The organism is Methylotenera versatilis 301 (assembly GCF_000093025.1).
GTDB classification, from domain to species: domain Bacteria; phylum Pseudomonadota; class Gammaproteobacteria; order Burkholderiales; family Methylophilaceae; genus Methylotenera; species Methylotenera versatilis.
Window position 1 is genome coordinate 1,329,472 of sequence record NC_014207.1, and the last position, 13,122, is coordinate 1,342,593.

Annotated in this window: 13 protein-coding genes; 4 read left to right on the forward strand and 9 right to left on the reverse strand. The window is 42.4% G+C overall.

Going from position 1 to position 13,122, the window contains the following annotated elements; genetic code table 11:
- Positions 1–14: 14 nt before the first annotated feature.
- Positions 15–1,211 carry a multidrug effflux MFS transporter gene (locus M301_RS06095; RefSeq protein ID WP_013147895.1) on the forward strand — a complete coding sequence of 399 codons (1,197 nt, stop codon included), beginning with the start codon at positions 15–17 and terminating at the stop codon, positions 1,209–1,211.
- A gap of 48 nt (positions 1,212–1,259) precedes the next feature.
- Here M301_RS06095 and M301_RS06100 read toward each other — a convergent pair whose 3' ends face one another.
- On the reverse strand, positions 1,260–1,757 hold the full coding sequence (locus M301_RS06100; protein ID WP_013147896.1) for a YgjP-like metallopeptidase domain-containing protein: 498 nt from the start codon (positions 1,755–1,757) through the stop codon (positions 1,260–1,262).
- A 240-nt stretch (positions 1,758–1,997) separates the two neighbouring features.
- Between M301_RS06100 and M301_RS06105 the strand changes: the two genes are divergently transcribed.
- Positions 1,998–2,669, forward strand: coding sequence for a hypothetical protein (locus tag M301_RS06105; protein ID WP_238524674.1), 672 nt, complete (start codon positions 1,998–2,000; stop codon positions 2,667–2,669).
- Positions 2,670–2,774: 105 nt separating this feature from the next.
- On the opposite strand, the gene fdxA is transcribed toward M301_RS06105, so the two are convergent.
- The 7 genes from fdxA to M301_RS06140 all read right to left on the reverse strand — a co-directional run bounded on the left by fdxA (position 2,775) and on the right by M301_RS06140 (position 9,476).
- On the reverse strand, positions 2,775–3,098 hold the full coding sequence (gene fdxA / locus M301_RS06110; protein ID WP_013147898.1) for a ferredoxin FdxA: 324 nt from the start codon (positions 3,096–3,098) through the stop codon (positions 2,775–2,777).
- A gap of 97 nt (positions 3,099–3,195) precedes the next feature.
- On the reverse strand, positions 3,196–4,470 hold the full coding sequence (gene cysN / locus M301_RS06115; RefSeq protein WP_013147899.1) for a sulfate adenylyltransferase subunit CysN: 1,275 nt from the start codon (positions 4,468–4,470) through the stop codon (positions 3,196–3,198).
- 76 nt (positions 4,471–4,546) lie between these two features.
- Complete coding sequence (gene cysD / locus M301_RS06120) at positions 4,547–5,491, reverse strand: sulfate adenylyltransferase subunit CysD (protein WP_013147900.1); 945 nt, start codon at positions 5,489–5,491, stop codon at positions 4,547–4,549.
- Positions 5,492–5,578: 87 nt separating this feature from the next.
- The gene (locus tag M301_RS06125) at positions 5,579–6,337 is read right to left on the reverse strand and encodes a phosphoadenylyl-sulfate reductase (RefSeq protein WP_013147901.1); all 759 of its coding nucleotides are present in this window, start codon (positions 6,335–6,337) and stop codon (positions 5,579–5,581) included.
- Positions 6,337–6,954: a DUF934 domain-containing protein gene (locus M301_RS06130; protein WP_013147902.1), complete on the reverse strand. Its 618-nt coding sequence runs from the start codon at positions 6,952–6,954 to the stop codon at positions 6,337–6,339. Before M301_RS06130 ends, M301_RS06125 begins: the two co-directional genes overlap by 1 nt.
- The gene (locus tag M301_RS06135; protein ID WP_013147903.1) at positions 6,951–8,633 is read right to left on the reverse strand and encodes a nitrite/sulfite reductase; all 1,683 of its coding nucleotides are present in this window, start codon (positions 8,631–8,633) and stop codon (positions 6,951–6,953) included. Before M301_RS06135 ends, M301_RS06130 begins: the two co-directional genes overlap by 4 nt.
- A gap of 72 nt (positions 8,634–8,705) precedes the next feature.
- Positions 8,706–9,476 (reverse strand): sulfite exporter TauE/SafE family protein, encoded by a 771-nt coding sequence (locus M301_RS06140; RefSeq protein WP_013147904.1) that lies wholly within the window; start codon positions 9,474–9,476, stop codon positions 8,706–8,708.
- A 148-nt stretch (positions 9,477–9,624) separates the two neighbouring features.
- Here M301_RS06140 and cysB point away from each other — a divergent pair, with 148 nt between their 5' ends.
- On the forward strand, positions 9,625–10,563 hold the full coding sequence (gene cysB, locus M301_RS06145; RefSeq protein ID WP_013147905.1) for an HTH-type transcriptional regulator CysB: 939 nt from the start codon (positions 9,625–9,627) through the stop codon (positions 10,561–10,563).
- Positions 10,564–10,579: 16 nt separating this feature from the next.
- Positions 10,580–11,134: a DUF302 domain-containing protein gene (locus M301_RS06150; protein ID WP_013147906.1), complete on the forward strand. Its 555-nt coding sequence runs from the start codon at positions 10,580–10,582 to the stop codon at positions 11,132–11,134.
- Between the two features lie 93 nt (positions 11,135–11,227).
- Here M301_RS06150 and M301_RS06155 read toward each other — a convergent pair whose 3' ends face one another.
- The gene (locus M301_RS06155) at positions 11,228–13,114 is read right to left on the reverse strand and encodes a methanol/ethanol family PQQ-dependent dehydrogenase (RefSeq protein ID WP_013147907.1); all 1,887 of its coding nucleotides are present in this window, start codon (positions 13,112–13,114) and stop codon (positions 11,228–11,230) included.
- Positions 13,115–13,122: the final 8 nt, after the last annotated feature.

The window sequence follows — 13,122 nt, forward strand, 5'->3', positions numbered from 1 at the left end:
TATTTTTAGAATATATGAAACCAAGCTCCCATCCTACCCATTCAAATCTCTTAGTTTATGTGCTGGCGAGTCTTGCGGCACTTGCACCCTTTGCTATCGATACCTACTTGCCTGCATTCCATGTGATGGGCGCACAGTTAGGTGCGAGCGATGTGCAAATTCAACAAAGTCTGACTTTTTACTTATTGCCATATGCGCTCATGACTTTATGGCATGGTGCAATTTCTGACTCAATAGGACGCATTACCACTATTAAATGGGGGTTAGGTGTGTTTGTGCTGGCATCTATAGGCTGTGCCTTTGCACCTAATGTCGAGACCTTATGGTTCTTTCGTGCCTTACAAGGTATTTCAGGTGGTGCTGGTAATGTTGTTGCGCGTGCCATGGTGCGCGACTTATTTGAAGGTGCGCAGGCGCAGCGCGTGATGGCGACAGTGCAGATGTTGTTTGGTATCGCACCAGCAATAGCGCCGATTATAGGTGGCGTGTTGCTTGGCATATACTGGCAAGCTATTTTTATTTTTTTAGCATTTTATTCAGCATTTAGTCTCTGGGCTGCTATACGCTATTTGCCAGAAACTGTACCCGTTAAAAAACGTATGCCGTTATCCGCAAAACAAGTGATTAAAGATTACAAAGTGATATTTGGTGATAAAGAATTTAATTATGTTGTATTAGCACTCAGTGCAAATTTTGCAGGTTTTTTTCTATATGTATTAGCCAGCCCTGTATTCTTAGTTAAGCAGCTAGGTTTTACTCAACATCAGTTTGGCTATATGTTTATTCCTACCGTTTGCGGCATGATACTGGGATCATTTCTAGCAAAACGAGCAGCGGGGCGTTATGCTAGACAAAAAGTAGTTAAAGTAGCTTATCTTTGGATGGCGGCAATGGTCATCTTAAATGTTCTCATTTGCTATACATTGCCCACACGACCACTATATAACATCTTACCGATTGCTCTATTTAATATAGGCATGGCATTGGCAATGCCTATACTTTCACTTGTCGCCCTTGACCGACATCCCAAAATCCGAGGCACTGCAGCTTCAGGTCAAGCATTTATACAAATGTTGCTATCGACAGTATCTGCTGGTTTGATTGTACCTTTAGTCTGGTATGCGCCATCTGGCTTGGCATTGACGATGGCAGGGTATTTGATATTTGGCTGGTTGATGATGCGTAAAAGCAAGTTTTATAACCATCAATAAAAAATTAACTTTGATTTCAGAGCGGAGTGTGCATGACATTTAATTTTATTAATTCTCTGTCTTCCAAAGCAAATACACGCGACAGTCAAACTCTAGTTGATGGTAGTTTGGTTCCATGTGCTGGCAGAGTTGATAGAAAGCCTTGTCATGGTTGCGTTCTTTTAAATGTGCGAGTTCATGCACTACAATCATTTTTAAAAAATCAGCGGGTGTTTCTTTAAAAAACGAAGAAATGCGTATTTCTTTTTTAGCTTTAAGCTTGCCACCCTGTACGCGCGAGATTGCCGTATTCAGCCCTAGTGCATGGTGATCGATAGTTAAGCGGTTGTCATAATGTACTTTGTCCAACAATGGCGCATTGCGCAAGAAAGCTTGCTTCAGCTCGTTACTATAAACATATAACGCTTTATCAGTTTGAATCTGATGCGACTCTGGATAACGTTGTGCGATGTATTCACCCAGCATGTTTTGAGATTGCAACTGTCGGATTTTATCCTGTAGCGAAGCAGAGTAATGTTGCAGATATTTGAGTGGAGTTGGCGTCATACGTTGTTAATTATTATACAAACTTTAACTCATTATTAGAAATATTTGAGGTTGTCTATGTGGTGTTCTGAGCTCAATCCATGTAATAAATTGCTACTGATACCCGTTTTTGTTCTTTAAATTGAAAAGCTTACCATCCATTTAAAATACATCATATCTTGTGTATTTTTAGTTTTAATTTGGGTTTTATTGATGCGCTAAGTGGTGTTATCAAAGTAGCGTTATCAGAAAATGGAGCAGATGATGGTTAATAGTCGTGAACATGTCGCACTGAGTGCATATCTTAATCTTTTAGAGCGTAAGGGCTTCACAAAAGCTGAGCTTCGGCAGCGAGAGGTGATTATACTGAAACTAATCCCATGGATTGAAAGCATTCATTGTGATGGAAATGCTTTTAGGGATGCGGTTGACCAACTATTCAAAAACTTGGACAAATCACTATGGTTTAGTTATCTACCAGTGATTAGAGAGTTCTTTTCGTTTTGGATAGACGATATTAAAGCGATTGTTGCCATGAATCAAGACAATGCATTTGGCGCAAATTTAATCAAATGGAGACCCGGCGAGACAGAGTTAAAAGACTTATGGGGTTCATTGGATAAGCATACTTTAACAAAGCTAGAAATGCAGCCATTAGAAGAATATGAGAAAGTACTACGTGGTAACGGTGTAGAGGATTTCGTTATTAGTGCATGTAAAAAGCTAGCCAAACTACTATTGATTCTATTACGAAATGCGCCACATAAACAGCCTGTGGCTTACCGACATGCGCTGGATGCTAATTTGACTTTATTTTCATCAAATGAAGCTTATAAGGTGACACTAAAAGTCGGGCGGGAGTTCTATTACTTCTGGAAGAATGGTGTTCATGTCATTGATTCTCCTCAACCGACCCTTGCTTATGCAGCCTAGCTATTAATTCAACAAACGAGAATGAGTGTAAAAAAAGGAGACTTTCGTCTCCTTTTTATTTTCATGCTATGTTAATTCAATATCTTAAATGAATAAGCCTGATATTTACTCAATTAACAAATCACGCTTACCAGGTACGCCGTTCATTGCTTCTGCGTCTTCTAACGCAGCTTTACGCGATGTAATAACTGGCCATAATTCAGCTAAGCGCGCATTTAAGGCGATAAATTCTTGTTGGTCTGCTGGTACATCATCTTCGGCAAAAATCGCTTCTGCAGGGCACTCTGCAACGCATAGCGTGCAATCGATACACTCATCTGGGTTAATCGCTAAGAAGTTAGGGCCTTCTACAAAGCAATCTACAGGGCAAACATCAACGCAATCAGTAAATTTGCATTGAATACAGTTTTCAGTGACGACATAGGTCATTTTTTAGGTCCTTAACAGCTATAAAGCGTAAAACGCTATTTTATTTGAATTTGAATTATTTTGCATCGCTTAATTGTTGCGCTATATCAAGTAACGCTTAAACAATCATCCCAGCGCCAACCGTATTATTTGTACTTTCGTCGATCACGATAAAGGCACCAGTGGCGCGGTTAGTGCTATAACTATCGACCATGAGTGGCTGCGCAAGTTTGAAAGTAATGCGCGCAATATCATTCATTTTAAGGTCGGTAGTCGCTTGTTCTTCAAGCGTATTCACATCTACTTTGTATGCAATAGTGCCTACCTTGGCTTTAGACTCACGTGTAGTGTGACGAATTACATAGGTGCGAGCAGGGGATAACGGTGTTTCTGATAGCCAGCAAACAAATGCCTCGATTTGTTTAACCGGTTCAATTGTACTACCCGTTTTAACAATCATGTCACCGCGTGAAGTATCAATTTCGTCTTCTAGCAGTAGCGTGATACTTTGCTCGGTTTGAGCACTTTGTATGTGATCGTCGCCAATTTGGATCGCTTTAACTTTAGATTGATAGCCATTTGGTAACACTGTAACGGCATCGCCTACGGCAATGCTGCCGCTTTCGATTCTGCCCATAAAACCTCTAAAGTCATGTAAGTCCGCATCTGCACTGGCATGTGGACGGCATACAAATTGCACTGGGAAGCGGAATTCTTCATCGCCTTCAGTATGTGCGGCAGGTGCTTTTTCTAGCGTCTCTAGTAGCGTTTCACCTGTGTACCAAGGCATATTCTCGAGGCGATCAACCAACATGTCGCCAGCTAAAGCAGACATAGGGATGAACTTAATATCTCTAGCTTGTGCAAAGCCAATCTCATTTGCAAATGTTAGATAGTCTGCACATATCTTTTCATAGGTCGCTTGGTCATAATTCACCAAGTCCATTTTGTTGACGGCAACAACGATGTGTTGAATGCCAACCAAATGTGCTAAATAGCTGTGGCGGCGTGTTTGCGTTAGCACACCACGGCGAGCATCAATTAAGATAATTGCCAAGTTGGCGGTAGATGCTGCAGTTACCATGTTGCGGGTGTACTGTTCGTGACCAGGCGCATCGGCAATAATGTACTTACGTGTTCCTGTGCTGAAATAGCGATAGGCTACGTCAATGGTGATACCTTGCTCGCGCTCAGCTTGCAAACCATCGGTCAGCAGAGATAAGTCAACTGCCTCCATGCCGCGTTTTTTCGAAGTGTTCGAAATTTGCGTTAATGTATCTGCCAATATGGTTTTGGTGTCAAATAGCAAGCGGCCGATGAGCGTACTTTTGCCGTCATCGACAGAGCCGCAGGTCATAAAACGCAAAAGTGAGTCGTTGTGTTGTGTTGTCATATTTTAATTTTAAATAATTGATTTATTGTAGATTGGACTTCATACCAATAAGTCGGCTTAAAAACCGACCTACAATTTAAAAATAGCCTTCTTTTTTACGTTGTTCCATTGATGCATCAGAGGTTTGGTCATCAAGCCTTGTCGCGCCACGTTCTGTAATGGTTGATGTTGCAGTTTCAAGTACAATTTTTGATACGGTGTCTGCGTCTGAAATCACAGGTGCTGTGCAGCTAATATCGCCAACGGTTCTAAAACGTACTTGCATATTGATGATTTCTTCGCCGGCTTTTACTGGGTTGGTCACTTCGCCATTCACGAGTGGCACATTCACTGGCACAATCGAGCCAGCGCGCATCACAACATCGCGTTGATGTGCGAAGTAAATGCTTGGTAATTGTAGTTTTTCACGTTCGATATATTGCCAAACGTCCATCTCAGTCCAGTTGGAAATAGGGAAGGCACGAATGTTTTCGCCTTTGTGTGAACGAGCGTTGTACAAACTCCACAATTCTGGGCGCTGATTTTTTGGATCCCATTGACCGAACTCATCACGGAAACTCATGATACGTTCTTTAGCACGCGCTTTTTCTTCATCACGGCGTGCGCCGCCGATACAGCAATCGAAACCAAACTCTTCAATCGCTTCAAGCAATGTCACTGATTGATGTTTGTTGCGTGACTCGTCAGCTGATTTCAGCACGACTGTGCCGCGTTTCATTGAGTCTTCAACTGAACGCACGATTAAGCGTTCGCCCAATTCAGCAGCGCGTTGATCACGGAAATCAATGACTTCTTGGTAATTGTGACCTGTATCAATGTGCATTAATGGAAACGGAAAGCGTCCTGGGCGAAAAGCTTTTTCAGCTAAACGCAAAATACACAGCGAATCTTTACCACCTGAGAACAGTAATACTGGGTTAGAGCACTGCCCAGCTACCTCACGCAGAATATAAATGGCTTCTGACTCTAGCCAATCTAAATGCGACAAAGGTTGATGGTTTGATTTTTCTTTATTTAACATATTCAATAGCTTACTTTATATAATTAATTCAAAACTTGAAGTCTGGTTTAACTTTACGATGTTATCTTTAAGGGTTATTCTTACGAACTACTTTTTAACGTGAAGTCCACATTCTTTGTTAAGTGGGTCTTCCCACCACCATCTGCCAGCGCGAACATCTTCACCCATGGCAATTGCACGTGTGCATGGTGCGCAGCCTATACTTGGGTAAAACTGATCATGAAGTTGGTTATATGGTACTTCGTGCATGCGGATGTATGCCCAAACTTCTTGCTCAGTCCAATCGCTTAGTGGATTGAATTTTTCTAGTTTATTACCTTCGTCAAATTCGCGCACTGGTAAGCTGGTTCTTGTCGTGGCTTGTGCCGCACGCATACCTGTGACCCATGCATCTTTGCCTTTAAGCGCGCGTTGTAACGGTTCTACTTTACGCATGTGGCAGCAGCTTTTACGAAGCTCAATAGATTCGTAAAAAGCATTGATGCCATTGGTTTTAACGTAAAACTCAACAGTGGCAGCTTGTGGAAAATACACGTTCAGTTTAGTGCTGTAGTGTTTTTCAGTTTCTGCTATCAAGTCATAAGTTTCAACAGGCAAGCGACCTGTATCAAGTGAAAAAATCTCAATCGCTAGCTGATTTTTTAGAATGATGTCAGTCAAGACCATGTCTTCTGCACCAAAGCTGTTGGCAAATGTAATCGCTTTTAGCTCGGCGCTAGCATCGCGTAATAACTTTAATGCGGCAGCAGCTTTTGCATTCACGCTGGCAACGAGCGCATCAGTCAGTTCTGGCTTGGTTGCAGGGTTACTTGCTGCTGGTTTGAGCATAGAAACAGAGTTATTCATTATGCAACTCGGTTATAGCGTTTAAAAACAGGGCGAGGCTCATCAACCGCACCTTGGTATGGGTTGGTAAAGTCATTCAAGCTCGCCAATGCTTCTGTTGCAGAACGATCTGCACGAATGAGATAGCTAGTAAAGCCGCTGCGCTTAAAGAAGTACAATTGGTCACGTAACACATCACCGATAGCGCGTAATTCATTTTTAAAGCCATAACGTGTGCGCAATAGGGTGCCTAATGAGAATATGCGACCATCAGCAAAGCGTTCTACATGTACAGCAATGATAGGCAAGCTGTTTAAATCACTTACGCTATTTACTAAGTCTTCTAAAATTTCATGTGTATCAACCCACACACCGATTTGATTGCTGGACAGACGGTCTTGTAGCTCGGCTTTGCGCGCAATAAAGACGCTTAATGGCACAATGATTTTGCCCGTGCTTGGAATCTCGGTATTGGCAATTTGTTCTGCTGAAACAGTTTTTTCTCCGGTCAGCTTGAATAAAACAACTTTACCTGCTTGCTTGCGTTCTTCCACTTGGCTAGCTGGCAGTGTAACGACAGCCCATTCATTTTCTGAAATGGCGGCAATGCCGTTATTGAGCGTGATTAGATTACTCATGCTGTCACCTCCGGTTTTACTACACTTTTGTCTGCATACACGTGTGCTTTGAATGGTGCAATACCTAGGCGGCGCACGGTATCAATAAAGCGTTCTTCTGGCGTACGCTCTTGAATGTAAACATCAATGAGTTTTTGTACCACGGCTGGCATTTCATCTGCTGAGAATGACGGTCCAATCACTGAGCCCAAGCTCGCGTCGTTACCTTGGCTACCACCAATGCTGACTTGATACCATTCAGAACCATCTTTATCGACACCTAAAATACCGATGTGACCAATATGGTGATGACCACACGCGTTCATACAGCCTGAGATATTGAGTTCAATATCGCCAATGTCATGCAAGTAATCTAGATTATCAAACTGCATTTGGATAGCAGTTGCAATTGGGATGCTCTTTGCATTAGCCAATGAGCAGAAATCGCCACCAGGGCAGCAGATAATGTCCGTCAACAAGCCAATGTTTGGTGTTGCTAAGCCGTTTGCACGTGCTTTTTCCCACACAGCAAACAAATCGCTCAGTTTGATATCGGCCAAAATTAAATTTTGTTCGTGTGAAACGCGCAATTCGCCAAAGCTGTATTGGTCGGCAAGATCTGCAACAACATGCATTTGTTCAGTAGTTGCATCGCCAGGTGCTGTGCCATGTGGTTTTAATGAAAGCGTAACGGCGCGATAACCCGTAACTTTGTGCGCATGCACACTGCGTTTAACCCATGCAGCAAACGCTGGGTTGCTTGCAATAGCCGCATCAAAGCCCGCATCATGTGCTGACAGTGTTTCATAAGGCATAGCCTCAAAATGCTTACTAACGCGCTCTAACTCACCTTCTGGAATCGTGTTAGGTGCATCTTTTAGGTGTGACCACTCTTCTTCGACTTGGCGTTTAAACTCTTCGATGCCAAGTGCTTTTACTAAAATTTTGATACGTGCTTTATATGCGTTGTCGCGGCGACCATGTAAATTGTAAACGCGGATAATCGCTTCGCAATAGGTGAGGGCATGCTGCCACTCTAAATGTTCGCGAATCACTGTGCCTAAAATCGGGGTACGGCCTAAACCACCGCCCACCCACACTTTAATAGCAACCTTGTTATTGCTGTCTTTATAGAACTCCATACCGATATCGTGCATTTGCACCACAGCACGGTCATCGCGAGTGCCAGACACTGCGATTTTGAACTTACGAGGTAATAACGCAAACTCAGGGTGGAATGTACTCCATTGACGCATGATTTCAGCCATGACGCGTGGATCAATAATTTCATCTGGCGCAACGCCGGCGAATTGGTCGGTAGTAATGTTACGGATACAGTTGCCTGATGTTTGAATGGCATGCATTTCAACAGTAGCTAACTCAGCTAAAATTTCGGGCACATCTTCTAGTTTAGGCCAGTTTAGTTGCAAGTTTTGACGTGTGCTGAAATGTCCGTAGCCTTTGTCGTACTTGCCAGCAATATCGCCCAATTTGCGCAATTGCTTGCTTGATAGCATGCCGTAAGGCACGGCAATACGCAACATAGGCGCTTGGCGTTGAATATACAGGCCGTTTTGTAAGCGTAGTGGACGGAATTCGTCTTCGCTTAGTTCGCCTGCTAAATAACGACGTGTTTGATCACGATACTGCGCAACGCGCTCATCGACGAGTGTCTGGTCTATTTCATCATACTTATACATGTTGTGCTTTTCTTAATCCCAAAAAACTTAACTAATAATCTCTATGGCATATGGAGTAGGTAACTCGTTATTTTAATGGAAAACGAGTTTTAAGCCCACAAAAATCAATATTAATGCAAGTGCAATTCGCACCCAGTGCTCGGCCATTTTTGAGCTTAAGTGGCTACCAATCCAAATACCCGGAATAGAGCCGATTAATAAAGTGCCGAGTAGGTTGTAATCTACGGTGCCAATACTTGCATGACCAAGCCCAGCAACCAGTGTGAGCGGCACGGCATGAGCAATATCAGAGCCAATAATAGTGTTAATTGCTCTACGCGGATAGATGATTAATAAGGCAGTTACACCCAATGCGCCAGCGCCAACTGAGGTCAGCGTCACTAATGCACCTAAAACTAGACCCAATATCACGGTTAAATAAGGTGTCCATTTTTCATTCACCAAATGTTCTTTGTTTGAGAATTTAACCAATTGATTGCGGAATAGCACAGAAAGTGACGTCACTAATAATGCAATTCCGAGCCAAAATTTAATTGTATTTACTGCCGCATCTGAAGCGATATCTTGATTACGCAAATAAAGCGTCGTTAGTATAGAAGCTGGCACACTACCAAATGCTAATAGCCGTACTATTTTCCAATCTATGTTGCCAAGTTTGCCGTGTGCAAAAATACCTACACTTTTTGTTACTGAAGCATAGAGTAAATCAGTACCTACAGCTAAAGCAGGTTTGATGTGAAAAAACAACACGAGAATCGGCGTCATGAGTGAGCCGCCACCAACACCAGTCAAACCAACCAACATGCCGACCACAAAGCCAGCAATAATGTAACCAAATTCCATATGGAGTATCCGTTAATTAAAGCAATTTATTGAACATTTTCTTAAGCATCCGCACTATATCAGGTATAAATAATTTTTTTAGAATATGTTATTCTATATGTATAATTTTTAGTTATATTGAATTGCTTAAAATTGAAATGACAGGGCTATGAAACTACAACAATTACGCTACCTTAATGAGGTGGCTCGTCAAGATCTTAATATCACCAGTGCTGCTGATGCTTTATACACCTCGCAACCTGGCGTGAGTAAGCAGATTCAGTTGTTTGAAGAAGAGATTGGTTTGCAAGTATTTTTACGCAACGGTAAGCGACTTACAGGCATTACTGAGCCAGGTGAGCAGATATTGTCTTTGGCAGCAAAAGTCATGCATCAGATTGATAATATTAAACGTGTCGGTGATGAGTTTAGTAATATTGAAACAGGTACCTTAACCATTGCTACTACGCATACTCAAGCGCGTTACAAATTGCCTGCAGTAGTTAAAGCCTTTATGACAGCTTATCCACATGTTAAGCTAAATATTCATCAAGGTAATCCCAGTCAAGTGGCTGAGCAAGTTGCGAAAGGTGATGCGGATGTCGGGATTGCTACTGAGTATATTAGTGATTTTGAGAATTTATTGTGCTTACCTTGTTATGAGTGGAACCGTTGCGTAGTGGTGCCACATGGTCATCCTTTGCTATTAGATGGCGCGTTGACACTTGAGAAACTAGCGGCTTACCCTTTGATCACCTACGACTTCGGCTACACAGGTGGTAGCTTGGTATCAAAAACATTTAGCGAAGCTGGGGTTTCACCAAACGTTGTGCTGACGGCAATTGATGCTGACGTGATTAAAACCTATGTGACATTGGGGCTGGGCGTTGGGTTGCTAGCGAATATGGCGTATGACCCTGAGCGCGATTCAAATCTAGCGATGGTAGATGTTAGCCATTTATTCCCCAATAGCACAACTTACTTAGGTGTTCGTAAGGATGCCTTCTTACGTGGTTATATGTACGGCTTCATTGAGCTCATGGCACCAAAGTTTAATCGTAAAGCGGTGAATGAAGCACTTAAAATAAGCGGTACAAGCTCACTTTAAAGTTTGGAGTATCGAAATGCGTCATTTTCTTTTACTGCCAGTTCTACTGCTGATTGTGAGTGGCTGTAGTGCAGTAAAGCCAGCGATATCAGAGAATATTGCCTTACAAGGTCAAGTACGTGCGGGTATGCCAGCAATAGACAACACTACTGCGATTTATGAGTTGGCGGTGCATGATGGTGTGAGTTATCAAGATGTGGTTGACAGTCTTAAAAGTCTCTCCGAAGGCAAGAACTTTGTTAATCCTGCTAATTTTCCTATTGGTGAGCACATCAAAAAACGTGGTATAGATCCGCAAGGCATCAAGGAAGTGCATAGCTTCTGTAATTTGAGTTTGGGCACTGATATTTTCTTAGATCATCCCGAGTTTTTGGTATTCGCACCTTGTCGCATAGCGATATATGAAAAGCCAGATGCAAACAAAAAGCTAAAACTGTTCATTGGTTTAGCGAGACCAACGTTTGATTTAAAAAGTATCAAAAATCCAACGCCACGCGCCCAGAAAGCTGCTCAAGAGCTAGAAAATACCTTACTGGAAATTATAGATAAAGCGAGCAAGGGAGATATTTAATAAGTTGTAATGTTTGTGTGGTCAAAACTACTGATCATAAAAAAAGAGCCAACTTATTAGGTTGGCTCTTTTCGTTTACTTATTGCTTATCAACTACAAGCTAAATACGTTCATAGCACCGCCACCTGGAGCAGCATTGTATTTAGTTAACTCTTTGTAACCACCAGCAGCACCAAGGCCGTCGGTTTCATTGGTTAAGCCAAGGTTCATTGCCACGCCAGCCCAGCCACCAATACCTGATAGCACAGCAACGTATTGTTTACCTTTATGACCATATGTAATGGCATTGCCAACCACGCCAGAACCTACCTGGAATTTCCAAAGCTCTTTACCTGTTTTGGCATCAAGCGCTTTAACCCAACGATCTAACGTACCGTAGAACACTAAATCAGAAGCCGTAACTAAAGCACCGCCCCAAGCTGAGAACTTCTCTTTGTTATACCAAGCAGATTTACCTGTTAGACCGTTCCAGGCCATAAAGCCACCCATCACGCCATCAGGGCCTGCAAACATGGTCAGGGTTGAACCAACCCATGGTTGACCAGCTACGTATTTAGATTCTACTGGCTCATAAGTCATACACACATGGTTAAGCGGCACATAGAACATTTTTGTTTTAGGTGAGAACGCTGAAGGTTGCTCATCTTTAACGCCTAATGCTGATGGGCAGATGCCTTTAGCGTTATAGTCTTGGTGAGTTGAGTATTTTGGATCTTTAATCGGCACACCTGATTTCATGTCGATAGAAGTTGCCCAGTTCACAAATGGGTTCATTTTTTGCGCAACTAATAAAGTACCGTTAGTGCGATCAAATGTATAACCAAAACCGTTACGGTCGAAATGTGAAGCTAGTTTCTTGCCATTAGCATCCCACAACACAACCTCATTCATACCATCATAATCCCACTCATCGTGTGGCGTCATTTGGTAACCCCATTTTGCGACGCCGGTGTCTAAGTCACGTGCAAAAATCGTCATAGACCATTTATTATCACCTGGGCGTACATCTGGATTCCACGTACCAGGGTTACCCGTACCGTAGTACATCAAATTAAGTGCTGGATCATATGAGTACCAACCCCATGTTGGGCCGCCACCTGTTTGCCAGCCATCTTTTCTAGCTTGTGGTTTTAACCAAGTTCTTACACCTAGATTAGCTTCTGGGTATTTTAAGTTTTCTTTAGGAATAGCCTTGAATGAACCACCTAATTTGTTACCGCCATTTACATCTTCGTAAACTGATAATGCGCTGTAATGTGGATTTGCTTTATTGAAATCTTTACCAATCAACATTTCCTCATCTGGGCCTGTGCTGTATGCACGCCAAACCAACGCACCATCTTTAATGTTGTAGGCTGAGATGTAGCAACGTACGCCAAACTCACCACCTGAACAGCCAGTGATTACTTTGTCTTTAAACACGTGTGGAGCATTGGTGTTTGATGAGCCTGATTTAGGATCAGTGACTTTGGTATCCCAAATGGCTTTACCTGTTTTGGCATCTAATGCAACTAAAACACCGTCATTCTGTTGCAAGAAAATCTTGCCATCGCCGTAACCTAAACCTTTGTTGACATTGTCGCAACACAATACTGCTTGAACGCTAGCATCTTGTTTTGGAAAGTATGACCAAACGATTTTTTGATCATTATTTAAGTCTAAAGCATATACGTTATTTGGAAATGCAGTATGGACGTACATAATGTCGCCAACAACTAATGGTGCACCTTCGTGACCACGGTTAACACCAGTCGCGAATGTCCAAGCAAGTTTTAATTTCTTAACATTGCTTTTGTTGATTTGTGACAAACGGCTATAACCTGTATTGCTGTAATCTTTACGTGGTTGAGTCCACTGATTATCATCGTTCATCAGTTTTAATTGTTCGTCATCAGCAAAAGCGGGTGTGCTCATTAGGCCCAAAAGTCCTGCACTTAACGCTAGACCAGCACCAAATTTACGTTTAAATTGATGGTTCATATTTATCC